Source organism: Bifidobacterium pullorum subsp. saeculare (assembly GCF_016899725.1).
GTDB lineage: Bacteria > Actinomycetota > Actinomycetes > Actinomycetales > Bifidobacteriaceae > Bifidobacterium > Bifidobacterium pullorum_C.
In genome coordinates this window covers 188643-212962 of record NZ_JACLYU010000002.1, presented here as the reverse complement: position 1 = coordinate 212962, position 24320 = coordinate 188643, and the positions used below count along the sequence as shown (strand labels likewise).

Genomic DNA, 24320 nt, shown 5'->3' with positions numbered 1-24320 from the left:
ACTAATACAATGACGGTATGGAATCTCGCGGGAACACGGCCGTCGACGCGGCGTTGGGGGAGCTCGACGAGGCGCAGCGACGCGCCGCCACCACGCTCGAGGGGCCGGTGCGCATCGTGGCCGGCGCCGGCGCCGGCAAAACGCGCACGATCACGCACCGCATCGCCCACGCCTGCGCCGTCGGCGCCTGGGATCCGGCGCGCACGCTGGCCGTGACCTTCTCGCGCAAGGCCGCCGCCGAGATGCGCTCGCGGTTGACGGCGCTCGGCGTGGGCCAGGAGGTGACGGCCGAGACCTTCCACTCCGCGGCCCTGCACCAGCTGTGGCGGGTGTGGGACGACGTGAGCGACACCGAGCCGCCCCGCGTGGCCGAGGACATGGGCACGACCGTGGAGCGGGCGCTGCGCTTCGCGACCGGCTCCTCCGACTGGGACGCGGCCGCCGTGCGCGCCGTGCAGGCCGAGGTCAACTGGACGAAGGTGCAGCTCGTGGCGCCCCAGGATTACGCGCGCGTGGTCGCCGCCACGCACCGCGAGCCGCCCGCCGGGCTCGACGCCGGCCGCTTCGCCGACGTGCTGGTCAACTATGAGCGGGAGAAAAGCGCGTACGGCCGGATCGACTTCAACGACATCCTGCTCGTGATGTGCCATGTCATGGAGGACTTCGAGGATGCGGCCGCGCGTGTGCGCCGGTCCATCGGCTGGCTGACGGTGGACGAGTACCAGGACGTCTCGCCGCTGCAGCACCGGCTGCTGCGCCTGTGGCTCGGCCATGGCGACGGCGGCGCGGGGGCCGGGGCGGGGCGGCCCAACGCCAACGTGTGCGTGGTGGGCGACCCGGCGCAGACCATCTACTCCTTCGCCGGCGCCACCAGCTACTATCTCACTGCCTTCGCGGACGAGTTCGCGCCGATCGCCGCGGACATCGACCTGGCCGTCGACTACCGGTCCACGCCGCAGGTGGTGGACTATGCGAACCGGGTGCTCGCCGCCTCGCCCGAGCGCGGCGACTACCTGCGCCTCAGGTCCGCCCGCGCTTCCGGCACCCGCATCACCCGCACCGTGTACGGCTCGGACCAGGAGGAGGCCGCCGGCGTGGCCGCGCGCATCGCCCGCGGCGTGGGCAAGGGCATGAGTCCCGGCGATTTCGCGGTGCTCACGCGCATCAACGCGCAAGGCCCCGCCTTTGTGGCGGCGCTGAGGCGCGAGGGACTGCGGTGCCGGGTGCGCCGCGACGCCGGCTGGTCGGGCGCGGCGCTCGCCCCGGACCAGGACGCCGCCAAGGCGTTGGAGGACCGGCTCGGCGGGCAGGCGCCCGAAGGCGAGGTCACGATCTCCACAATCCACGCGGCCAAGGGCCTGGAGTTCCGCCATGTGTTCCTGGTGGGGCTGAGCGAGGGGCTGCTGCCCTACGGTTCGCCGGCGCCCGGCGCCGCCCTGGAGGAGGAGCGGCGCCTGCTGTACGTGGGGGTCACCCGCGCCGAGGATTCGCTCCACCTGTCCTATGCGCGCACCAAGGACGGTTCCGGCGCCGGCCGCCGCATCTCCCGCTTCCTGGGCTGAGCGGGCTCAGTCGGCGGAGTCAGGGGAATTCGGGGAGTCAGGGGAGTCGGTGGAATCGGGGGCGTCCTTGGCGTCGTCGGAACCGCCGTCGCTGTCGCCGTCACCCTCGTCGTCGCCGTGTTCGGCGTCGAGGAGGGCGGCGAGCTCGGCATCCCAATCGATTGAGGAGGAGTCGCCGGACAGCGTGGCGTCGTTCGCGCCGGCGGCCGTGCCGCCGGCCGGATGGGCGTCGCCGCTGGCCGCGCCGTCGGCGGCGGCCGGGCCGGCGCCGGGCGCGGAGTCCTTCGGCTTCGCGGCGCCGGGCAGGGCGGGCAGCAGGTCGGGGTGGGTCCACTTGGCGTCGCGCGCCTCGTCGCCCTCGGCCGCGCCGGTCATCTCCCACAGTGCCGCCGCCTCGCGCATCCGCTTCGGCTGCAGGCGCATGCCGAGCAGGCTTTCGAAGGTGCGCTCGGCCGGGCCGCCCACCGCGCGTTCGCGGCGCAGCATCTCGCGCAGCTGTTCGATATGCGGGATATGCGCCATGCCGGCGCGCCACACCACGCAATCCACCCAGCCTTCGACCAGCGCCAGCAGGTTCTGCAGCGAGGCCAGGGCCTCCTGTTGCTCCGGCGTGTCCGGGATGGCGACCTTCGTCAGGTTCACCGCGTCGGACAGCGACTCGGGGTCCATGCTTTCCGCGCCGCGGATCTGCTCCTCCATCGCGTCCAGGTCGATGGCGATGCCGCGGGCGTACTTGCCGATCAGCGCCTCGAAGCGCGGCATCAGCCACGGCACGTTCGCGAACAGGCGGGCGTGCGCCACCTCCACCAGGGCGAGGAACGCCGTCACCTCGTCCTGCGGGATGCGCTCGGCCTCGCCGATGCCGTCCACCGGCAGCGTGCCCGCGGCGCCCTCCGGCACCGGAGCGCCGGCCTTCGCGCTGGCGAAGCCGATCGGATGGCCGGTCTCGCCGGACTCGCCGGCGGCCGGGGCCTCGCCGTTGAGCGACTTCGCATAGGCCACGACGTTCTGCGCGATGAGGCCGCCCGCCGGGTTCGGCAGCAGCGCGATGCCCTGGTCGAAGCTGCCGCGCACCTCGCGGCTCAGCGCGCCCGCCGCCTGGCCCAGCTGCATCGCGAACGACGTGTTGCCCAGCAGCTTCATGAGCTGGACCGGGTCCTTCATGCCCTCGGGGATCGGGATGGGCACCGGGCCGGCGAACATGCCGGCGATTTCGCCGTCGCCGAGCGCCCCGCCCAGCCGTTCGGACAGCACCGAGGCCAGCGCGTCGCTCATCGACTGGGCCACCGGCGCGGCGAACTTCGCCCACGCGTCGATCGTGCCCTCCACCCACGCGGCGCGGGTGAGCACCTCGGGCTCGCCCGGCGCCGGGTCGAAGGCGCACGCGGTGTCCAGCCACAGGTTGGCCTCGCTCAGCGCGCCGCGGAAGGACTGCGCCTCGGCCGCCGAAACCGAGTTCTGGGCGCCCTGGCTCGCCTGCTGCAGAGCCAGCGACTTCGCCAGCCGCACGTTGATCGGGCCGGATTCGACGGCCTGCTGCATGTCGCCCATCGTGTTGAGCCCGCCCGCGGTGAACGCGGCCATCATCTGCTGCACCTGCGAGGGGTCCGGCAGCGTGCTCGGGTCCTGGCTCAGCAGCTGCTCCTTGATGGCGTCCGGCAGCCGGGAGATCTGGTCCCACGCCATCTCGCCCTGCACCGGGCCGAAGCAGCGGATCAGCCAATCGTGAATCGCGTTCTCATCCATACGGCCCAGTGTACGGCCCGCGGCGCCGTTGCGCCCCGCGCATACGGGAATATGCAAGGGCCGGCCCGGCCGGCGCCCAGGGCGCCGCCTACACTGGGAGACCATGCCCATCCTGCGCCGCCTGCACCGTTACTTCGCCGCGCGCTCGGCCCGTTGCCTCGCCGGGCTCGCCGCCGTCGCCCTTGCCGTCGTCATGCTCTGCCTGCCCGGCGGCTACACGGTCGAATGGCCGGGGCCCACGCAGGACGTGCTCGGCGAATCCGGGGGACGGCCGGTCATCGCGGTCAAGGGCGCCGAGACGCACCGCGACTCCGGCCGGCTGCTGCTCGTCACGGTCACCGCCGAGGGCGTGCCCGGCTATCCGGTCACCGCCGCGCAGACGCTGTGGGCGTGGTTCGACCCGCAGCAGGTCGTGCTGCCGAGCGAAGCCGTCGTGCCCATCGGGGAAAGCGGCGAGGAATACGCCGACCGCACCGCCCGGCAGATGGCCTCGTCACAGGACAAGGCCGTGGCCGCGGCGTTCGCGTTCATGCGCGGACGCGGCATGGCCGTGCCCGACGGCGCCACGGCGACGATGCACGTCGACGAGATCGGCGGCCCCTCCGCCGGCCTCATGTACGCGCTCGGCCTCGTCGACAAGCTCACCGCCACCGAGGAGACCGGCGGACACACCATCGCCGGCACCGGCACGATCGCACGGGATGGCAAGGTCGGTGCGATCGGCGGCATCCGTCTCAAGATGCTCGGCGCCAAGCGCGACGGCGCCACCTGGTTCCTCGCCCCCGCCGCCAACTGCGACGAGGTCGTCGGCCATGTGCCCCAGGGCCTGCGCGACGTGCGGGTCTCCACGCTGGCCGAGGCCTACGACGCGCTCGTCGCCATCGGCAAGGGACAGGGGGACAGCCTGCCGCACTGCGCCGTGGACGACTCCAAGCGGTGAGGCGCCCAGAGGGCGCCGGCCGGATCCACCGGAGTCGCCGGAGCCGGCGTTCCGCGGAGCGAGTCGTTCACATGGCTGTTCGCCGAGTGTTGGTATTGTGGCTGACGTGAATCAAACCGCATCGCAGAACGCTGAGGAATTCGGATTCGCCGCCGGCGACATCGTGCAGGAATGGCTGTGGGATGACGACGTGGATGATGCCATCCGCGCCCGCATCGAGAATCTCACCGGCGAGGACCTGGTCGACGAGGATTACGGCGACCCGGTGGACGGCGCGATCATCTGGTGGCGCGACGGCGACGACGAGGACGAGCTGTCCGACACCATCGTGGACGCCTACGCCGTGCTCGGCCAGGACGGGCCCCTGTGGGTGCTCACCCCCAAGCCCGGCCGCCCCGGCGCCGCGAGCTCCAGCACCGTGCAGTCCGCCGCCAAGACGGCCGGCATGAACGCCGCCACCCCGATCACCGTGAGCGACGATTGGAACGGCATCCATCTGCGCGCCTTCGGCAAGGGGCGCTGACCGGGGCCCCGACCCCCTGGTCCCGTAGCTCAGTTGGTCAGAGCACCGCCTTTACACGGCGGGTGTCCCCGGTTCGAGCCCGGGCGGGACCACTTTGATTCCCGCGGCGCGCGCCGCAAAAATCCTGTGAACGGCGGCCCGCGCGTCCCAAACGACGCGTATGGTGGTGCCCAGTGCCACGCATATCCCGAGGAGGTCGAGGACCGATGGTTCAGCAAGCCGCAACCGGCATCGCGCGCGCAGGCAAGCGCAAATGGGGCTATGATCCCGCCCAGGTGGACGCGTTCCTCAGCAAGGCCCACAAGCTGTACGACGGCGAAGGCGCCCAGCTCACCCAGGCTGACATCCAGAACGTCTCCTTCGACGCGGTGAAGGACGGCTACGTCATCGCCCAGGTGGACGCCGCGCTCGCACGCCTCGAGCGAGCCGTGGTGGACAAGCAGACCGCCTGGGAGATCGGGCAGAAGGGCCGCGTCGCATGGCGCGCCGCCACCGAGGAGCTGTACCGGTCCATCGAACGGCATCTGGAGCGCAAGCCACGCGAACGCTTCGACGGCGGCAAGCCCAAGCATCCCTCCTACGACCGCAAGCAGGTGGACCGCCTGGTGGACCGGGTGGCGGACAAAGCCGCCCTCGACCTGGGGCTGCCGCAGCCCCAAGGCCTTGACGCCAAGACCCTGGAGGGCGTGACCGCCACGGCCGTGTCCAACAGCGTGTTCACCCAGCGCAAGGGTGCCAAGGGGTACGACGAGCGTGAGGTCGACTACTTCCTCAACGCCTGCGCCCAGCTGCTCAGCCGCATCGAATCCTATGAGCGCGTGGGCGACGCCCTCGCCGAGGACGAGGCCGCCCGCGCGGACGCCGCGCCCGCCCCCGCCGCACTGCCCGGCGGCGTGGCCCCGCTGTTCTCCCCGGACACCCAACGCCAGGCCCCCGCCGCCCCGCCGCAGCCGGCTGACGACGAGGCGCCGCGCGCCTTCGCGCCCACCACGCGGGAGTCGTTCGACGCCCTGCACGAGGCCGAACAGCATCTGTTCACCGCGTCCGCCGCGCCCGCCGCCGCGCCTGCCGCGGCGCCGACGATCCCGTCGTTCGCGCCCGCCGCGTCGGCCCGCACCGTCGCCTCGAGCCATACGCCCCGCACCGCCGCGTCGTCGCCGACCCACGCCGCGGCCGAGCCCCACACCGCGTCTCCGGCCCGCACCGTGTCGTCTCCGACGCACACGCCGGTCCCGGCCGTCGCGCCGTCCTTCGCACCGACGACCCAGGCGACCCGACCGGCCTACCATCCCGTGCCGCCGGTCCCGTCCACGGCTCCCTCCGCCGCCCCAGCCCCCACGACGCCCGCGGCACCCCAGGAGCCGCCGGCCCCCGCGATGCCAGCGCCCTCCTCCATGCCCACGGCCGCCGTCCCGGTCATCCAGCCCGCCGTCAGCGAGCCGCAGCCCGTCTTCGTGCCGAAGATCCCGGACCTCGAGCAGCCGTCGCTGAACACCTCGGAATTCTCCTTCCGCCCCTCCCTGTCCTTCGACGCGGACATCCCGGACCTGTCGTTCCCCACCTTCGACGACGAACTTCCGCGCACCACCGACGATGGGAAGAAGGCCTCCGAGTGAACGGCAGCACCACCACCGTCACCATCCTGGGCTCCACCGGCTCCATCGGCACCCAGGGATTGGACGTCATCGCCCGCCATCCCGACCGTTTCACCGTCACCGGCCTCGCCGCCGGCGGCGCGCACATCGACCTGCTCGCCCAGCAGGCGGCGCGCTTCAACGTGCCCGACGTCGCCGTGTTCGACGCCGCCAAGGCCGGCGAACTGCGCGAGGCCCTCGATCAGGCCGGCGCGCGCTACACGCGCGTGCAGGCCGGGCCCGACGCGGTCGTCGCGCTGGCCGGCGCAGGAGCCGGCGTGGTGCTCAACGGCATCACCGGCTCCATCGGCCTGGAACCGTCCATCGCCGCCCTCCAGGCCGGCTCCCAGCTGGCCCTGGCCAACAAGGAATCCGTCGTCGCCGGCGGACATCTGCTCTTCTCCGCGCAGACGCAGGACGACCAGATCAACCCGGTCGACTCCGAGCATTCCGCCATCTGGCAGTGCCTGCGCAGCGGCACCCACGGCGAGGTCACGCGCCTGGTCGTCACCGCCTCCGGCGGCCCGTTCCGCGGCATGCGGCGCGACGAGATGACCGACATCACCCCCGAGCAGGCGCTCAACCATCCGACCTGGCATATGGGCCCGGTCGTCACCATCAACTCGGCCACGCTGATGAACAAGGGCCTCGAGGTCATCGAGGCGAGCCGCCTGTTCGGCATGCCGCCCGAGCGTATCGCCGTGACCGTGCACCCGCAGTCCATCGTCCATTCCATGGTCGAGTTCCGCGACGGCGCCACCATCGCCCAGGCCTCCCCGCCCGATATGCGCCTGCCCATCGCGCTGGGACTGTCGGCCCCGGAGCGCATGGACCATGTGGCCGCGCCCTGCGACTGGACCCAGGCCGCGACCTGGACCTTCGAGCCGCTCGACGACGAGGCCTTCCCCGCCGTGAGCCTGGCCCGCGAATGCCTCGCCGCCTCCGAGAAGCACACGGCGGTGCTCAACGCCGCCAACGAGCAGGCCGTGCACGCCTTCCTCGACCGCCGCCTGCCGTACCTGGGCATCGTGGACACCGTGCGCGAGGTCATCGACGCGATGGACGCCGGGCTGCGCGGCGACCCGTACTTCGCCGACGTGCCCGAGATGCTGGCCGTCGAGGCCGAGGCCCGCCGCCTGGCCGACGAGCTCATCGCACGCAAGGCCGCCTGAGCGGCCCCACCCATCCGAACCAATCCACCGCGCCGGCGGCCACGCCGGCGCCTCCGAGGAACCCTCATGCCCGAAACCATGCCCGAGAACCAGAACAAACCCTTCCGCAAAACCGGGGACGCGGCCGAGCTCACCAGCGAGTCGCCGCTGCATCCGCGCCGCCCCTCGCGCCGCATCATGGTCGGCCCCGTGCCCGTCGGCGGCGGCGCGCCCATCTCCGTACAGTCGATGACGAACACCACGACCGCCGACGTGCCCGCCACGCTCCAGCAGATCGCCGAGCTGACGGCCGCCGGCTGCGACATCGTGCGCGTGGCCGTGCCCAGCCAGGACGACGCCGACGCGCTGCCCGAGATCTGCGCCAAGTCCCCGATCCCGGTCATCGCCGACATCCACTTCCAGTCCAAGTACGTGTTCGAGGCCATCGACGCCGGCTGCGCGGCCGTGCGCGTCAACCCCGGCAACATCCGCAAATTCGACGAGGTGGGCCCCTCGATCTGCCGGGCCGCCACCGACGCCGGCATCTCCCTGCGCATCGGAGTCAACGCCGGCTCGCTCGACAAGGAGCTCTACGCCAAATACGGCGGCCCCACGCCCGAGGCGCTGGTCGCCTCCGCGCTCAAGGAAGCGCGCATGTTCGAGGACGTCGGCTTCCACGACTTCAAGATCTCCGTCAAACACCACGACGTCGTCACCATGGTGGAGACCTACCGGCTCCTGGCATCCAAAGGCGACTGGCCGCTGCACCTGGGCGTCACCGAGGCCGGCCCCGCCTGGCAGGGCACGATCAAATCCTGCCTCGCCTTCGGCGCGCTGCTGGCCGAGGGCATCGGCGACACGATCCGCGTCTCCCTGTCCGCGCCGCCGGTCGAGGAGGTCAAGGTCGGCTGCAAGCTGCTCGAATACCTGGGCCTGCGCCCGCGCAAATTCGACATCATCTCCTGCCCGAGCTGCGGGCGAGCCCAGGTGGATGTCATCCAACTGGCCGAGGCCGTCACCGAGGGACTCAAGGACGTGACCGCGCCGATCCGCGTGGCCGTCATGGGCTGCATCGTCAACGGTCCCGGCGAGGCGCGCGAGGCCGACCTGGGCGTCGCCTCCGGCAACGGCAAGGGCCAGATCTTCATCAAGGGCAAGGTCATCGCCACCGTCCCCGAGGACCAGATCGTCGAGACGCTGCTGACGCAGGCCCAGCGCATCGCCGCCGAGATGGAGGCGGCCGGCCAGGTGCCGGCCGCCTCCAGCGGGCCGGTCGTCGTGCCGGTCACCGGGGGAGCCCACCACACCTGAGCCGGCGGGCGGCTTGCGCGGCCCGGGCCACGGCCGTGCGCGGCGGCGCCCATGGGGCGTCGAGGCCGCGCGGGTACAATGACCGACGTGCCGAAGCAAGAGGAACCCGTCACCGCCAGCCCCGCGCCCTGGTCGCGCGGGCGGCGCCTCATGCTTTCCCTGCCCATTTTCGTCATCCTCATGGCGCTGCTCGTCACGATCTCCGGCCTGACCACCGTGCCATGGAACAACGAACCCACCGGGCAGACGTTCGCCACGCTCAGCCCGGACACGGCCGTCACCTTCGCCAACCCCGACGGCATCCGGCTCGACGCGCGCGGCGACTACCAGGTGAGCGAACGGTACGTGACGATGAGCGTCGCCCGCGACGGCTCGCTCGTCGCCCAGGCCGACGGCCGCGACCCGGCGCCGCGCCCCGCCTCCGCCGCCGGCCAGGAGATCCAGGACATCCGCGTGCTGGTGCGCGAGCCCGTCGGCGCGGCGGGCGGACGGCCCGGCGTCGTGTTCATGCACGGGGCCGGCTACGGCAGCTGCGACGACTCCTTCGGCGACGTCGCCCGGGACCTCGCCTCCGCCGGCTTCGTCACCGCCGTGCTCGACAAGCCCGTCTGGTCCACCACCGACCTCGACCGCGACTACCCGGCCTCCGCCAAGGCCTACGACCTCGTCATCGACTACCTGCGTTCCCTGCCCGGCGTGGACGCCGGCCAGGTGGGCATCTACGCCACCTCCGAATCGACGTGGATCTCCGGCTACCTCCTCGCCGACGACCCCGACGTCGCCTTCCAGGTGCTGCTCAGCCCAATGGTGTATTCGCCGCGGCACGCGCTCGGCTTCTTCGTCTCCCAGGACTTCGCGCTCGTCGGCGCGCACGACGGCTACCAGTCCATCGTCCGGCGCGTGTTCAGCATCGACTCGGGGATGCTGGGCTTCGCCAATTTCGACATCTCCGTGCTCGACCCCGCCACCTACGCCATCCCCACGTTCATCGCCTACGGCTCCAAGGATGTGATGACCGCGCAGGTCGAGGGCGCCGAGGCGATGGTGACCGAGGCGCAGCGGGCCGGCAACCGGAACATGACCATCCGCAGCTACCCGATCGCCAACCATGTGCTCCGCCTCGGCGACGAGGCCCAGTCCGACACCCCCTTCGCCGACCGGTACGTGGACGACCTGATCGACTGGGCCGTCGGCACCACGCATGGGCTCACGCAGACCAGCGAACGCGTGGCCGGCGCCACGATCTACCAGTCCATCGCCGTGCCCACCGGGCTGCGGCCCAACCGCGCCGGCACCATCTACGGGCTGGCGCTGCACGCGCTCATGATCCTGTCCCTGCTCGCCGCCGCCGTGACCGGACTCGTCGCGCTCGGCCGGTGGATCTGGCGCACGGCGCGCCGCCGCTCCGCTCCGGCGCTCGGCTATGCGCATGGCTTCGGCGGTATGTTGCTGACGGTGACGCTGGCCACGCTGGCCGCGCTCGTCGTGTTCGGCGCCGGCCTGGGGCAGGTGGTCATGGGCGTCGTGCACTTGGCGTGGGGCGCCGCCCCCGCCGAGGACCCCGGCGTGATGCAGTGGAGCTGGCCGTTCATCGAAGTGGTGTGCACGGCGGTGGTGTGGGCGTGGTCGCGGGTGATCGCCCGGCTCATCGAGGTGTCCATCGGCCGCGGCGTGCTGCGCTGGCCGCCCAGCCGCGGCGCCATCGCAGGCATCGTCACCGGACGCGAGCCGGTGATCGCCGCCACGCGTCTGGGACGCGCGCTGTTCTGGATCACCAGCTTCGCGATGTTCTCCGTGCTGCTGGTCTTCGCCTTCTGGGGTCTGTTCGTGTACTGAGGGGGTGTGCCCGTTGCCGTTGTACCGTGACGAGGGCGTGGTGCTGCGCACCGCCAAGCTGGGCGAAGCCGACCGCATCATCACGCTGCTCACCCGCTCCCATGGCAAGGTGCGCGCCGTGGCCAAAGGGGTGAGGCGCGTCAAATCGCGCTTCGGCGGCAGGCTGGAGCCATTCATGCGCGTCGACCTGCTCATCGCCTCCGGCCGGTCCCTGGACGTCATCTCCCAGGCCGAGTCGATCGCGCCGTACGCGGCGTCCATCTGCGCCGACTACGGCGCCTACGCGGCCGCCAACCTCATCGTCGAGACTGCGGACAAGCTCGTCAGCGCGGAGGGCGAGCGCACCGCCGCCCAGTACCGGCTGCTCATCGCCGCCCTCGCGTCGCTCGCCAGGCGGGCGCATGCGCCGGCGGCCATCGGCGCCTCCTATGTGATGCGCGCGCTGACCCTCGCCGGCTGGGAGCCGCGGCTCGGCGCCTGCGTGGTGTGCGGCCGGCCCCTCGGCGTCTCCGCGGATGGGGCGATGTACCTGTCCGTGCCCGCCGGAGGCGTGATGTGCCACCTCGACCACACGCCCGAGTCGCGGCCGCTGGACCCGCGTGTGCGCGAGCAGCTCGACGCGCTGGTCAACGGCGACTGGCAGGTGTTGGACGAGGCCCCGCTGCTGCCGGAGACGGAGCAGGCCGTGGAGGACTGGGGCGAGCATTATCTGGAGCGTCCGCTGCGCTCCATGCGCCTGCTGGGGGAGGGCGGCATCCCCGCCGCTTGCTAGATTGGGGGACTATGGCTTTTGAACACGTCGATTACACGTCGTTGGACGTCCCCGCCGCCCCGTTCTCGGACCCTTCCCGCATCCCCGACTTCCCCAAGGGCAAGGTGCCCCGGCATGTCGGTGTGATCATGGACGGCAACGGCCGTTGGGCGCAGCAGCGCGGCCTGACGCGCACCTGCGGCCACCAGGCCGCCGAGCCGGTGGTGTTCGACACGATCGCCGGCGCCATCGAGGCGGGCGTGCGCTATCTGAGCCTGTACACCTTCTCTACCGAGAACTGGAAGCGCAGCCCCCAGGAGGTGCGCTTCCTCATGGGCTTCTCGCGTGAGATCATCCACCGCCGCGTGGCGCAGATGGACGAGTGGGGCGTGCGCGTGCGCTGGTCCGGCCGCCGGCCCCGGCTGTGGAAGTCCGTCATCGACGAGCTCGAGGTGGCGATGGAACGCACCAAGCGCAACAAGGTCATCGACGTGGTGTTCTGCATCAACTACGGAGGCCGTGCCGAGATCGCCGACGCCTGCGCGGCCATCGCGCGCGAGGTGCGCGACGGGAAGATTAGCGGCGACCGCGTCACCGAAAAAATGGTGGCCGACCACCTGTATACCCCGGACATTCCCGACTGCGACCTGGTGATCCGCACCTCTGGCGAGCAGCGCACGAGCAACTTCCTGCCCTGGCAGGCCGCCTACGCCGAGCTTGACTTCGTGCCCGAGCTGTTCCCCGATTGCGGCCGCGAGGTGCTGTGGCGTTCGATCGACCATTACATCCACCGCGACCGCCGCTTCGGCGGCGTGACCAAATAACCGACGACGGCCGCACCGGAGATCCTCCGGTGCGGCCGTCGTCGTTCGATTACTCCAGGCCGATGGAGCGCAGGCGGTGCGTCGCCAGGGCCCGCACCTCGAGCGGGCCGCCCTCGGCGACGAGCCTGATGGCGCGGGGACCCGCGCCGGGGTAGCTGTAGTCGCTGAGCACATGGCGGCCGCCGTCCACGTACACTTCCACGCAGCCGCGGTCCACGAACACGCGCAAATCGAGCGTTCCGCAGGCGAGCTCGTCGGGGTCGAGCGGCGCCACGCGGCAGCCGTGCGGCGCCCCGGCCGGCGCGGCGGCGCGGTCCACGGTCACGGCGCCGATCTGCGCGTCGTAGCACACCGCCAGGAAGGACCCGTCGTCGGTGCCGTGCACGCGCAGCGAGGCGCGGTCGGCGGCGCAGGCGGCCAGGTCGAGCGTCATCTCGATCTCCATGGGGCCGGCGTCGGCGGCGAGCGTGCGTTCCTCGTCGTAGCCGAGGGACAGCGCGCCCATGTCGGTCGTCCCGAGGCGCAGCCCGGTCATCTCGGCGGCCGGCGGCGTGACCAGGAAGCCGGCGTCGTCCAGTTTCACCTCGCGGACCAGGGTGAGGTTGCCGCACCAGCCGTCGGCTTGCATCGGCGCCGGCTCGTCGAAGGGGCTCATCCAGCCGAGCATGAGCTGGCGTCCGTCGGGGGCGGTGAAGGACTGAGGCGCGTAGAAGTTGTGGCCGGCGTCCCACGGGCGGTATGCCTCCTCGGGCACGAACTCGCCGCCCGGCTCCCACGAGCCGATGAGGTAGCCGGCGTTGTCCTTGTTGCGGTTGGCGAATCCGCGCGGCCGGGCGCCCATCGCGGAGAAGCCGATCACCCAGCGTTCGCGGCCGTCGGCGCCGCGCAGCGGGAAGAAGTCGGGGCATTCGAGCATCCACACGTCTGGGTCCGGGTGTTCGAAGAGCACGCGTTCGAAACGCCAGGTGACCATGTCGTCGGAGCGGTACAGCCACATCTGGCCGCGGCGGGCGGCCGAGCACACGCCGAACACCATCCACCACACGCCGCCGGCCTTGAACACCTTCGGGTCGCGGAAGTGGGAGTCCACGGCCTGGCGCGGGCAGTCGACGACCATGCCGCGCTTGGTGGCGGAGGTCAGCGTGTCGTCGTCCGGCTCGGCGAGCATCTGCACCTGCCATTGGCCGTCGGCGTCGTCCACGCCGTTGTTCCAGCGGTGGCCGGTGTAGTAGAAGCGCAGGCGGCCGTCGTCGCCCACGACGGCGGAACCGGAGAACACGCCGTCCTTCTCCTGCTCCAGGCTGGGGGCGAACATGATCGGCTCGCGGCGCCAGGTGACCATGTCCTCGGAGGAGACGTGGCCCCAGTGCATCGGCCCCCATTGGGTGCCGTAGGGGTGCAGCTGGTAGAACACGTGCCAGCGGCCGCCGAAGAAGCACAGGCCGTTGGGGTCGTTGATCCACCCGCCGTCGGAGGCGATGTGGAAGGCGGGGTACCAGCGGTCGTCGCGCGTCGCGGCGAGCGCTGCGACGCCGGCCTCGGCCTTGGCCAGCTCCTGGGCGTGGTCGCGGATCGGGTCGAGGACGGGGGTATCGATGTTGGGGATGGAGTGGGGTGCGGGGATGAGGTCGCTCATCGTCGGATGCCTTTCGAAAACGTGCCGGGAACGGGGACGGGTCAGGCCTGCGGCTTGGCCGCCGCCATGGCCTTGAGCTGGCGGTCGGTGTAGAAGGGGTCGCCGTCGACCTGCTGGTCGTCCTTCTTGATCACGAAGAAGCCGTAGATGAGCGCGGCGAGCACGATGCCGGAGATCGTGAAGAAGGTCGGGCGGTCGCCCATCGTGTCGTGCAGATGGCCCAGCGGGGTGGAGAAGATGACCTGGCCCACCTGGGAGGCGATCTGGAAGCCCACCATGTACAGCGTGGCGGAGAGCTTGGTGTCGAAGTGCAGCGTGAAGTAACGGAACGCGGGCAGGCAGAACAGCGGCACCTCGATGGAGTGGAACAGCTTGACGATGGACACGCTCACCGGGTCATGGAACACGCCGCACAGGCCGATGCGGGCGAACATCACGAAGGCGCCGAGCAGCAGCGCGTTGCGCACGCCGATCTTCTGCATGAGCATCGGCACCAGGCCCATCATCGCGGACTCGAGGAACACCTGGAAGGAGTTGAGCGTGCCGTAGGTGGCGTTGCCGATTTCCATGGTGGGGAACAGGGAGGCGTAGTAGTTCGGGAACATCTGCTGGTCGAACACGGTGTAGAAGGTGTTGGTCAGCAGCATGAACACGATGAGCACCCACAGGGCCGGCATCTTGAGCACGCCGAGCATCTCGCGCACGGTGGGGTTGGTGCGCGGGGCGTTCGGATCGGCCTCGCGGGCGAGCTCGTCCTTCTGCTCGGCGGGCACCCACAGCAGGTAGACCAGGAGCATGCCCAGGCCGCAGGCGGATCCCACCCAGAAGTTGATGAGCGGGTTGATGTTGAACAGGAAACCGGCGACGAGGGCCACGATCGCGTAGCCGAAGGAGCCCCAGGCGCGGGACTGGCCGTATTGGAAGTTGAACTTGCGCGAGTAGCGTTCGGTGATCGCCTCGACCAGGGAGCAGCCGGACATGAAGCCGGCGGACAGCACGACGGAGCCGATGAGCACGCCCAGGAAGCGGGTGGTGCCGCCGGCCACGAGCATCGGCATGTAGATGAACTGGACGAAGGGGCCGACCAGCGCGGCGATCACGGCGATCACGACGACCAGGCGGCGCTTGATGCCCAGCTGGTCCTGGATCACGCCGTACACAAACATGATGATGAGCGTGGCCAGCGAGTTGACCGAGTAGATGGTGCCCTGCTCGGCCGAGGTCATGCCCAGGCCGTGGGTGGGGTCGGTGAGCCACCTCGAGAAGAAGGACCACCAGATGCCCCACGAGCAGAAGAACATGAAGATGCCGAACGAACTTTGCAGATAGGAGGGGTTCCTCCATGCCGATGTGGCGGTGCGTGCCATAGCTGCTCTCCCTTGTGTCGCGTTGGATCGGTGCGCGGGGACGGGCCAGCGTCAGCGCGGCCGGTCCGGGCCCCGTCCGCCTCCGGCTGCCGTGCCGATGCGGACGGGGCGTCAGCATAGTTTGTCAAACGATTTACGTCAAACGATTGAAGAAGGGGTTTGCGAGCTATGGTCGTCAAACGATTGAATTACTGGCGTTGCGTGGACCTGGGCGTCGCCGTCGCCGGCGTGTCGCAGGCGGCGGGTCACGGGCGGGGGTGAGTGCGGCGCGGCCGACCATGGGAGGGGCAGGCGGGTGCGTCTGCCCCTCGCCTCACGCCGTGCGCACGGATTCCTTCTCGATGAGCGCGCAGTGGATGCGCGCGGGGGAGGGGGCGTCCAGCGGCGGCATCGCGGCGGTGGTGCGCGGCATGTCGATGCCGTCGAGCGGACGGTCCTCGATGCCGGCGACGAGCCGGCACACGGCCCAGTAGCCCATCTCGTAATGTGGCAGTTCCACCGTCGTCAGGCGGGGGTCGAGCGTCTCCGCGAGCACGCGGTGGTTGTCCACGCCCACCACGGACAGGTCGCGGCCGACCGTCAGCCCGCGCCGAGCCGCGCACTCGTACACGTACCAGGCGCGCGCGTCGTTGAAGCAGAAGAACCCGTCCGGCCGGGCGCGGTCGAACAGCGCGGACACGGCGCGCAGCGCCGGCCCGTTGTCGAGCACGTCCACCACCAGCGACGGGTCGTACCCCGCGCCCGTCTCCTCCAGGGCGGCGCGGTAGCCGGCCAGACGGCCGTCCTGCGCGAGCATCGGCTCGGTGCAGCCGATGTAGGCGATGCGTTCGCAGCCGGCGTCGACAAGCCGGCAGGTCGCGTCATAGCCGATGCGGAACTCGTTCGGCTCCACGCTGGGGAAGCGGTTGTCCGGGTCGGTGGCGTCCACGAGCACCAGCGGTTCGCGCTCCAGCGAGGCCGGCACCCGCGTGATGCAGTTCGACATCTTCGCGTACAGGAAGCCGTCCGTCCCGTAGCGTTTGAGCGCGGCGATCTCCGCGTCCTCGTCCTGGCCGTCCACGCTCACCGTGATCATCACATAGCCGAAGCGGCTGGCCGCGTCCTGCGCGCCGCGGATGATGCCGCCCGCGTACGGCGTGGTCGCCACCTCCTCGCTGACGAAGCCGAGGATATGCGTGCGGTTCGTGCGCAGCGAGCTGGCCATCGGATTGACCACATAACCCATGGCCTTGGCGGTGGCGCGCACGCGCGCGGCGACCTCGGGCTTGACCCGGCCCTCGTCGCGGTGGTTCATCACCAGGGAGACCGTCGAGACGGACACGCCCGTGCGTTGGGCGATCTGCTTCATCGTGACCATAGGTCAAACGATACACGCTCGGCGGCTCCTTCAGCAGGCCGACGGGGCCGGCATGGCCCGGTCGGCCCACATGGCCAGACGATCGGCGAACAGGCCGAGGAACCGGTCCGCGTCCACGCCGAGGGCGACATGCGTGCGCGGGACGGCGGGATCGACCAGGCCGGTCGGGTCGCCGATGGTGCGGCCGCGCACGCCGTGGCCGTCGGCGGTGCGGGTCTCGGCGCGCATCGCCAGGTCCACCGTCGTCACCAGCGTCGGGTCGAGCGCGACGGCCGCCGCCAGCGGGTCGTGCAGCGGCATGCCGCCGGCGAACAGCGCGGGGTCGGCGCGCCGGTTCGCCAGGATCGAGAAGTCGGCCATATCCGCCAGCACGCGCAGCGGCGAGGCTTCGCCGGCCCGCCCTCGCCAGCGGCGCACGGCGTCCGGCCCCAGCAGGCACCGGTGCGTCACGTCGAGGCCGACCATGGTGACGTCCGCGCCGGAATGGAAGACCCGGTCGGCGGCCTGCGGATCCTGGATCACGTTCGTCTCGGCCACCGCGTCCCAGCAGTTGCCCGGCTGGGTGAGGCTGCCGCCCATCATGACCAGCCGCAGCCGTGGCGCGATGTCCGGCGCGCGGCGCAGCGCCTCGGCCACGTCGGTCAGGGGACCCGTGGCGAGCACGGTGAGGCCGCGCCCATGGCGGCGCACCTGCTCGACGAGGAAATCGATGCCGTCCGCCGCCGCGTCGCCGTCTTCGGGCTGCGGCGCCGTCCGCGCCGGATTCGCATGCGGGTCGCCCCACGGGTAGCCGCCCACCGACACGACGCCGACGGGCGGGGCCGCGTCCGCCGGCACGGCGCCGGCCCCGGGCGTGCCGCCGGACGCCGGGCCGCAGCCGCCGAGGCCGTCGGGCCCGTGGAACGCGGCGCATCCGGCGTCCGGGACGAAGGCGTCGGCCCAGGTGGGATGCGCGGAGCCGGCCAGCACCGGCACCTGGCCGGCTCCGAGCAGCGAGAGCACATACCGCGTGTTGCGCACGGCCGTGGGCATGGCCACATTACCGTAGGTGCCGATCACGCCGAGCAGCTCGCAGCCGGGCGCGGCGGCGAGGTAGGCGAGGGCCAGGGCGTCGTCGACGCCGGTGTCCATGCTGGCGAGGACGCGCGTGGTCATCGTGGCCATGCGCGGCTCACCGCTTGAGGAACTCGTCGGTGGCTAGGTCGCGCGCCTGGGGCGCCTGGCGGACGGTGGCGCCGCTGGCGTCGGTGTAGGCGTTTGACTCGGCGAGGAAGTCGAAGTACTGCTGCACGCCGTCGTAGTCGATGGCGCCGAGCGTCTCGCTGCCGTCGGCGATGGCCTTCGGATCGCCCCAGTACTGGCCGTCGACGATGACCTGCATGCTGCGGCGGACGAAGTCCTGCTTGAGGTTGGCGTCCGGAGCCTCCTCGACGAGCATGTCCGCGGCCTGGTCGGGGTGCGCGTAGGCGTACTCGTAGCCGCGCTGCGTGGCCTGGGTGAACGCGCGGACCAGGTCGGGGTCCTGCTCGATCGTCTTGTCGGCGGTGATGATGCCGATCGAATCGGCGTTGCCGGGCACGCCGTAGTCGGGCTCGGTGAAGCAGGTGAGCTTCGGGCCGTACATCTCGGCCTGCACGCCCTCCCAGGTGGCGTAGAAGCCGCCGAAGTCGGCCTTGCCGGACTGCAGTGTGCGGAACGTGGAGGTGCCGACGGTGACCTTGTCGAACTCGCCCTTGCCGCCGTCGTGCTGGATCATGCGGCGTACCACCGCGTCGGACTCGTTGGAGCCGAAGGTCGCGAAGGTCTTGCCGTCGAGGTCCTTGGGCGAGTGGATGGCGGTGTTCGAGGCGAGCGCGCACCAGATGGCGCTGGACTTGCGCTGCACCTGCAGCACCTCCTTGAGATGCGCGCCCTTGAGGTCGTAGATGCCCACGTTGGTCAGGTTCGACAGCGCGAAGTCGGCGACTCCGGTGTTCACGGCCTGTTCGGCGCCGGCCTGCGCGACGGCCACGATGTCCACGTCGAGGCCCGCGTCACGGAACCAGCCCTGGTGCTTGGCCACGTAGACGCCGATATGGTTCGTGTCGGGCGCCCACGACAGCATGAACGTGACCTTGCGCAGACCGCCGTCCGAGCCGGAGGCGCCGGCCGTGCCGGAACCGGCGCCGCAGGCGGCCAGGCCGGCGGCCATGGCGGCCGCGCCGACGAGGGCGGCGGCCTTGGCGGCGCGGCGGCGGAGCGCGGTGAACATGGGGCGGTGGGTCATTGGACGATGCGTCGTCATATGAGGATCCCTGGTCCTTCCTGAAAGCGGCCGTTCTCTGGGATGTCAGGCGCGCGCCGACGGCAGAGAACGACCCGGAGGGCCTGCGAAGGGATGGACGTCGCCATGGCCGGCGTCCCCTGGCCGGCCGCAGTCCCCATACCCCGGGGCATGCCGCTCGGCCGCACGCTGGCCGCGCACCAGCATAGTCCCGGGGATGGCCGGCGCCGCCCTCGGCTATACTCATGGGGCGTATTCCCCGTCCGGCGGGCGCGCAGGCTCCTCACCTTACTGCGGCACGCCCCGGACGGATCCGAAGGAAAGCAAGGTGACCATGGCGATCGATCGCATCAGCCGCCGGCCTGTGGCCGGCGGACACCACAGCACCACCGGCCTGCCCGGGCCCTATGCCGCCCTGCGGCGCGCGGGACGGCGCCTGCGGCGGCGCGTGCCCACCATCGTGGCCGTGGCGGTGCTGCTGGGTGGCTGGCAGGCCTGGGTCACGCTCGGGCATGTCGATCCGGCGATCATCGCCGCGCCGACGGACATCATCCGCGCCATCGCCGGCACCTGGGGCACGCTTGGCGCCGCCGCGGCGGTGACCGGGTTCGAGGGAACCGTCGGCTTCCTGTTCGCCGTGGCGCTCGGCGTGCTCGTCGGCGTGGGATTGCATTGTTCGAAGGTGTTCGAAGCGGCCTGCTATCCGCTGCTCGCGGCCGCGCAGACGCTGCCGCTGATCTCCATCGCGCCGCTGTTCCTCATCTGGTTCGGCTTCGAGATCCCCGGCAAGATTGTCATCACCGCCGTGTTCGGCCTGTTCCCCGTGGCGGTGCAGACCGTGCGGGGGCTGGACGCCGTGCCGCGGTATTTCTCCGACGTGGCGCTGACCTGTGGCGCCTCGCGCGCCTGGACGCTGTGGCATGTCAAGCTGCGCGTGGCGGCGCGGCAGATTTACGGCGGCGTGCGCGTCACCGCCGCCTACGTGTTCGCCACCGCCTCCACCGCCGAGTATCTGGGCGCGCGCCAGGGCATGGGCATCTGGCTGCAGGCGGCGTACAACTCGTTCAGCACGCCGCTCGTGTTCGCGGCCACCGTCGTCATCGTGCTCATGACCTGCGCGCTGTTGCTCGTGGTGAATCTGTCCGAGCGTCTGCTGCTGGGGCCGGCCGCCGACGAGGAGGATCCGGACGCCGACCAGTGAAAATGACGCGGCGGGCGGGCGAGGTCCGGGGTGTTGCCGGACCTCGCCCGCCCGCCGCATGATGCGTCGGCTCAGGCCGTATGCGGGGCGCCGTCGGTGCCTTCGGCGAGCAGATGGTCCACCAGGGCCGGTTTCTCGGCGAGCTGGCCGGTGAAGCCGGGGCGGATGTCGAGCTTGAGCGTCACGCCGGTGCGGTAGCCCTGCTCGGCGAGCTTCTTCGCGGCGGCGACGGCCACCGCCACGACCTCGTCCAGATCGCCTTCGAGGTTGGTGAACATCGCGTTCGTCTCGTTCGGCAGCCCGGAGTCGCGGATCACCGCGATGGCCTGGGCCACGTAGTCGCTCAGCTCCGCGCCCACGCCGTTCGGCGCGATGGCCAGCGCCGCCACCGTGTTGAGATAGGGTTTGCCGGTTTCCGGGTCGACAGGGACGTCCTGCCGTTCGGCATAACGGTCGATGGCCATGATGGCCTCCTTTTCTAGTCTGCTGTGGTCTTCTCCGGTCGGGGAGTCGGGTGGTTGCGCTCCATCATGCCCGCACGTCTGCCCGTGCGCCGCGCCACCGCCAGGCGTGGTCCATGGGCCCGGAGCCGTGGCCCAGGTCGAGCCCGGCCTCGAGCGCGCCGGTCAGATATGCCTTGGCGTGGCGGATCGCGTCGGCCAGCGGCTCGCCCTTGGCCAGGTTCGCGGCGATGGCCGAGCTCAGCGTGCAGCCGGTGCCGTGCGTGTTCGGATTGTCCACACGCCGCCCCTCGAACCAGATGACGGTGCCATCCGGCTCGCCGAGCACATCGTTGGCGTCGTTGACCGCGTGCCCGCCCTTGACCAGCGCCGCGCAGCCGTAGGCGCGGGCGATGGCCAAGGCCGCCCGCTCCATGTCCCGCGGCGTGCGGATCGCCTCGGGCGCCCCGTCGCCCCAGTCGGCCGCCTCGAGGGCCACGGCGCCGCCGGCGGCGGCTTCGAGCAGCACCTGCGCCTCGGGCACGTTCGGCGTGATGAGAGTGGCCAGCGGGAACAGCCGGCCCGTCAGCGCGGCGATGGCGTCGTCGCCGATGAGCCGGGCGCCGGAGGTGGCCACCATCACCGGGTCGAGCACCACGTTGCGCGCATGGTGGGCCGTGAGCCGCGCGGCGATGACGTCGATGAGCGCGGCGGAGGAGACCATGCCGATCTTGACCGCGGCCGGCGGGATATCCTCGAACACCGCGTCGATCTGGTCGGCGAGGACGGCCGGCTCCGTGTCCTGGATGGCGCGCACGCCCAGCGTGTTCTGCGCGGTGAGCGCGGTGATCGCGCTCATGCCGAACACGCCGTTGGCGAGCATCGTCTTGAGGTCGGCCTGCGCCCCGGCCCCGCCGGAGGAATCCGAGCCGGAGATGGCGAGCACAGCGGGCAGCGTCATGGTCATGCGGGTGGTCCTTTCCTTGTCGTTGGCAGGGCGGGGGCGTCGCCGGGTCAGCGGCGGGTCATCTCGGTCATGCTGCGGGCCGTGTCGGCCACGTTGGCCCCGGCGGCTGGCACGGCGATGCCGGCCGCGGGCTCGCCCAGCACCATGCCGGCCAGGCCCTGCTGCGCGGCCCTGCCGCCGAACTGGTTGCGGATGTTCTGCGAGATGGCCATCGAGCAGAACTTCGGGCCGCACATCGAGCAGAAGTGCGCCATCTTCGCCGGCTCGGCGGGCAGCGTCTCGTCATGGAACGCGATCGCGGTGTCCGGGTCGTAGGAGAGGTTGAACTGGTCGAGCCAGCGGAACTCGAAGCGCGCCTTGCTGATCGCCAGGTCGCGGTCCTGCGCGTGCGGATGGTGCTTGGCGATGTCCGCCGCGTGGCAGGCGATCTTGTACGTGATCACGCCGGTCTTCACATCGTCCTTGTTCGGCAGGCCCAGATGCTCCTTCGGCGTCACATAGCACAGCATCGCGGTGCCGTAGCGGCCGATCTCGGTGGCGCCGATCGCGGAGGTGATGTGGTCGTAGCCGGGCGCCGTGTCCGTGGTCAGCGGGCCCAGCGTGTAGAACGGGGCGCCGGCGCAGATCGCCTTCTCCACCTCGATGTTCATGCGCACCGTGTCGAAGGGGATGTGGCCCGGGCCCTCGATCATCACCTGCACGTCCTTGGCCCAGGCGCGCCGGCACAGCTCGCCCAGCGTCATGAGCTCGGCCAGCTGCGCCTGGTCGTTGGCGTCGGCCAGCGAGCCGGGGCGCAGGCCGTCGCCGAGCGAGAAGGCCACGTCGTACTGGGCGAAGATGTCGCACAGCTCGTCGAAATGCGTGTACAGGAAGCTTTCCTGGTGGTGCGACAGGCACCATTCGGCCATGATCGAGCCGCCGCGCGAGACGATGCCGGTGACGCGGTCGGCCGTCAGCGGCACGTAGCGCAGCAGCACGCCCGCGTGGATCGTCATATAGTCGACGCCCTGCTCGCACTGCTCGATCACGGTGTCGCGGAACAGCTCCCAGGACAATTCGTCCGCGTTGTCCTCCACCTTCTCCAACGCCTGGTACATCGGCACGGTGCCGATCGGCACGGGGGAGTTGCGCAGGATCCATTCGCGCGTAGTGTGGATGTCGTTGCCGGTGGACAGGTCCATGACTGTGTCCGCGCCCCACTTGGTGGCCCAGGTGAGCTTCTCCACCTCCTCGTCGATGGAGGAGGTGACGGCCGAGTTGCCCATGTTCGCGTTGAGCTTGGTGAGGAACTTCGAGCCGATGATCATCGGCTCGGCCTCCGGATGGTTGATGTTGCACGGCATGACCGCGCGGCCGGCGGCCAGCTCGGAGCGCACGAGCTCCACGCTGCAGTTCTCGCGCTCGGCCACGAACTTCATCTCCGGGGTGACGATGCCATGGCGCGCGTACCACATCTGCGTGACCGGATGGCCCTTGGCGCGCAGCGGCTTGTGCTGGCGTCCGCGCCATTCCTTGGTGGCGCGGCCGCGCTTGATCGCGCGCTTGCCGTCGTCCTCCAGGTTGCGGGCGCGGCCTTCGTACTCCTCCACGTCGCCGCGGTCGAGGATCCACTGCTCGCGCAGCGGCTTGAGCCCCTCCTTCGGGTCGCACTTGGGGCCTTCGGTGTTGTAGTCGATGAACGGCGGGTTCGGGCCCACGCCGGGCGTGTCCGACAGCTTGATCTCGGTGTAGGGGATCTTCAGGTCGTAGGCGCCGTGCTCGTTCTCGAAATGCACCGTGCGGGTCTTGCGGATATGCGCCTTGTCGCGCTGCGCGGAGCCGCGGGCGGCGATGTCCACGCGCTGCTGCTTGGCGAGCTTGGCCGCGTCCTTGGCCTCCTTGGCGTTGGTGAAGCGCTTGCCCGCGTCCGCCACCTGCTTGGCGGCGGCGGCCTCGGCGGCCTCCTCCTCGGCGGTTTCCGTGACGCGCGGCGCATAGCCGTGGCGTTCCTTGCCGCGCACGGCCTTCCAGCCGTCCACCATCGCGCGGGTGGCGGCCTCGGGGTCGGCCGCGCCGGCGATCGCGGATACCGCGAACCAGCCGGCCGCCTTGGTATGGGCGAGCATGTCCATGTCGGCCGCGGTCACGCCGCCGCCCACCACGACCGGGAACGAGCAGGCCGAGCAGATCGTGTCGATCTGGGCGGCGTCCAACGTGCGCCCGGAGCCGTCGTTGCCGCCGACGGAGGCCTCCGGCTTGGTGACGGACACGTGCAGCGGGCCGGCGCCGATGTAGTCGATGCAGCCGTCGGGCAGCTCGTTGATCAGGCGGACCAGCCGCTCCGTCTCGGCGGACAGGCCCACGATCGCCTCGTCGCCGAGCAGGGCGCGCGCCTGGCGCGGGTCCATGTCGGTCTGGCCGATGTGCACGCCGTCGACCTTGATGCCCATGTTGCGCGCCTGCCAGACCACGTCCACGCGGTCGTCGATGACGAAGGCGACGCTGTCCGACCTGCCGTTGTCCTCGATGATCTGGGCGATGTCCTGCGCCATGTCCGTCAGTTCCTTGGCGTCGGCGCCCTTGGCCCGCAGTTGGACGAAGGTGGCGCCGCCGGCGAGGGCCTGGTCGACCACGTCGGTCAGGGGACGGCCCTTGCAGTCGCCCGGTCCGACGACGAAGTAGGCGCGCAGGTCGAAGCTGTCGCGCATGGAGGCGTAGGGATAGGTGTCGGTCATGATGATGCTCCTTGGTGGATGCGGTGCGTGGGGAAACGGGTGCGGACCCGCCGGAAGGCTCCCCCTGGCCCTCCTGCGGGCCTCCGCCGGCGGAACC

19 protein-coding genes and 1 tRNA gene are annotated in these 24320 nt (G+C 70.9%); 11 read left to right on the top strand and 9 right to left on the bottom strand.

Features of this window, described 5'->3' with window-relative positions; genetic code table 11:
- Positions 1 to 17: 17 nt before the first annotated feature.
- Positions 18 to 1562: an ATP-dependent helicase gene (locus tag H7U32_RS02270; RefSeq protein WP_204467678.1), complete on the top strand. Its 1545-nt coding sequence runs from the start codon at positions 18 to 20 to the stop codon at positions 1560 to 1562.
- 6 nt (positions 1563 to 1568) lie between these two features.
- On the opposite strand, the gene H7U32_RS02265 is transcribed toward H7U32_RS02270, so the two are convergent.
- Entirely contained in the window at positions 1569 to 3308 is a 1740-nt protein-coding gene (locus H7U32_RS02265) for a zinc-dependent metalloprotease (protein ID WP_204467676.1), read from the bottom strand.
- Between the two features lie 103 nt (positions 3309 to 3411).
- Between H7U32_RS02265 and H7U32_RS02260 the strand changes: the two genes are divergently transcribed.
- The 9 genes from H7U32_RS02260 to H7U32_RS02220 all read left to right on the top strand — a co-directional run bounded on the left by H7U32_RS02260 (position 3412) and on the right by H7U32_RS02220 (position 12278).
- Positions 3412 to 4248 (top strand): S16 family serine protease, encoded by an 837-nt coding sequence (locus H7U32_RS02260; RefSeq protein ID WP_204467674.1) that lies wholly within the window; start codon positions 3412 to 3414, stop codon positions 4246 to 4248.
- Between the two features lie 97 nt (positions 4249 to 4345).
- Positions 4346 to 4771, top strand: coding sequence for a DUF3052 domain-containing protein (locus H7U32_RS02255; protein ID WP_323804553.1), 426 nt, complete (start codon positions 4346 to 4348; stop codon positions 4769 to 4771).
- A gap of 18 nt (positions 4772 to 4789) precedes the next feature.
- Positions 4790 to 4863, top strand: a tRNA-Val gene (locus H7U32_RS02250).
- Positions 4864 to 4977: 114 nt separating this feature from the next.
- A complete protein-coding gene (locus H7U32_RS02245) occupies positions 4978 to 6387 on the top strand; it encodes a DivIVA domain-containing protein (protein WP_204467671.1) in 1410 nt (469 codons plus the stop codon).
- Complete coding sequence (dxr, locus tag H7U32_RS02240) at positions 6384 to 7577, top strand: 1-deoxy-D-xylulose-5-phosphate reductoisomerase (protein WP_204467669.1); 1194 nt, start codon at positions 6384 to 6386, stop codon at positions 7575 to 7577. The genes H7U32_RS02245 and dxr overlap by 4 nt, the downstream gene beginning before the upstream one ends.
- Positions 7578 to 7655: 78 nt before the next feature.
- Positions 7656 to 8867 carry a flavodoxin-dependent (E)-4-hydroxy-3-methylbut-2-enyl-diphosphate synthase gene (gene ispG, locus H7U32_RS02235; protein ID WP_204467781.1) on the top strand — a complete coding sequence of 404 codons (1212 nt, stop codon included), beginning with the start codon at positions 7656 to 7658 and terminating at the stop codon, positions 8865 to 8867.
- A gap of 78 nt (positions 8868 to 8945) precedes the next feature.
- A complete protein-coding gene (locus tag H7U32_RS02230) occupies positions 8946 to 10703 on the top strand; it encodes an alpha/beta hydrolase family protein (RefSeq protein ID WP_440201422.1) in 1758 nt (585 codons plus the stop codon).
- A gap of 13 nt (positions 10704 to 10716) precedes the next feature.
- Positions 10717 to 11475 (top strand): DNA repair protein RecO, encoded by a 759-nt coding sequence (gene recO, locus H7U32_RS02225; RefSeq protein ID WP_204467665.1) that lies wholly within the window; start codon positions 10717 to 10719, stop codon positions 11473 to 11475.
- An 11-nt stretch (positions 11476 to 11486) separates the two neighbouring features.
- Positions 11487 to 12278 carry an isoprenyl transferase gene (locus H7U32_RS02220; RefSeq protein WP_204467663.1) on the top strand — a complete coding sequence of 264 codons (792 nt, stop codon included), beginning with the start codon at positions 11487 to 11489 and terminating at the stop codon, positions 12276 to 12278.
- Between the two features lie 49 nt (positions 12279 to 12327).
- On the opposite strand, the gene H7U32_RS02215 is transcribed toward H7U32_RS02220, so the two are convergent.
- The 5 genes from H7U32_RS02215 to H7U32_RS02195 all read right to left on the bottom strand — a co-directional run bounded on the left by H7U32_RS02215 (position 12328) and on the right by H7U32_RS02195 (position 18889).
- The gene (locus H7U32_RS02215; protein ID WP_204467661.1) at positions 12328 to 13914 is read right to left on the bottom strand and encodes a glycoside hydrolase family 32 protein; all 1587 of its coding nucleotides are present in this window, start codon (positions 13912 to 13914) and stop codon (positions 12328 to 12330) included.
- 41 nt (positions 13915 to 13955) lie between these two features.
- Positions 13956 to 15281, bottom strand: coding sequence for an MFS transporter (locus H7U32_RS02210; RefSeq protein WP_204467659.1), 1326 nt, complete (start codon positions 15279 to 15281; stop codon positions 13956 to 13958).
- A gap of 313 nt (positions 15282 to 15594) precedes the next feature.
- Positions 15595 to 16638, bottom strand: a complete 1044-nt coding sequence (locus H7U32_RS02205) for a LacI family DNA-binding transcriptional regulator (RefSeq protein WP_204467658.1) — start codon at positions 16636 to 16638, stop codon at positions 15595 to 15597.
- 30 nt (positions 16639 to 16668) lie between these two features.
- Positions 16669 to 17802 carry a nucleoside hydrolase gene (locus H7U32_RS02200; protein WP_204467656.1) on the bottom strand — a complete coding sequence of 378 codons (1134 nt, stop codon included), beginning with the start codon at positions 17800 to 17802 and terminating at the stop codon, positions 16669 to 16671.
- A 7-nt stretch (positions 17803 to 17809) separates the two neighbouring features.
- Complete coding sequence (locus tag H7U32_RS02195) at positions 17810 to 18889, bottom strand: ABC transporter substrate-binding protein (protein ID WP_239457420.1); 1080 nt, start codon at positions 18887 to 18889, stop codon at positions 17810 to 17812.
- A 346-nt stretch (positions 18890 to 19235) separates the two neighbouring features.
- Here H7U32_RS02195 and H7U32_RS02190 point away from each other — a divergent pair, with 346 nt between their 5' ends.
- Positions 19236 to 20102 carry an ABC transporter permease gene (locus tag H7U32_RS02190; RefSeq protein WP_204467779.1) on the top strand — a complete coding sequence of 289 codons (867 nt, stop codon included), beginning with the start codon at positions 19236 to 19238 and terminating at the stop codon, positions 20100 to 20102.
- Between the two features lie 71 nt (positions 20103 to 20173).
- On the opposite strand, the gene H7U32_RS02185 is transcribed toward H7U32_RS02190, so the two are convergent.
- The 3 genes from H7U32_RS02185 to thiC all read right to left on the bottom strand — a co-directional run bounded on the left by H7U32_RS02185 (position 20174) and on the right by thiC (position 24223).
- The gene (locus tag H7U32_RS02185; RefSeq protein WP_204467652.1) at positions 20174 to 20566 is read right to left on the bottom strand and encodes a thiamine-binding protein; all 393 of its coding nucleotides are present in this window, start codon (positions 20564 to 20566) and stop codon (positions 20174 to 20176) included.
- A gap of 64 nt (positions 20567 to 20630) precedes the next feature.
- Positions 20631 to 21509: a bifunctional hydroxymethylpyrimidine kinase/phosphomethylpyrimidine kinase gene (gene thiD, locus H7U32_RS02180; protein ID WP_204467650.1), complete on the bottom strand. Its 879-nt coding sequence runs from the start codon at positions 21507 to 21509 to the stop codon at positions 20631 to 20633.
- A 47-nt stretch (positions 21510 to 21556) separates the two neighbouring features.
- Positions 21557 to 24223, bottom strand: coding sequence for a phosphomethylpyrimidine synthase ThiC (thiC, locus tag H7U32_RS02175; protein ID WP_204467648.1), 2667 nt, complete (start codon positions 24221 to 24223; stop codon positions 21557 to 21559).
- Between the last annotated feature and the right edge of the window lie 97 nt (positions 24224 to 24320).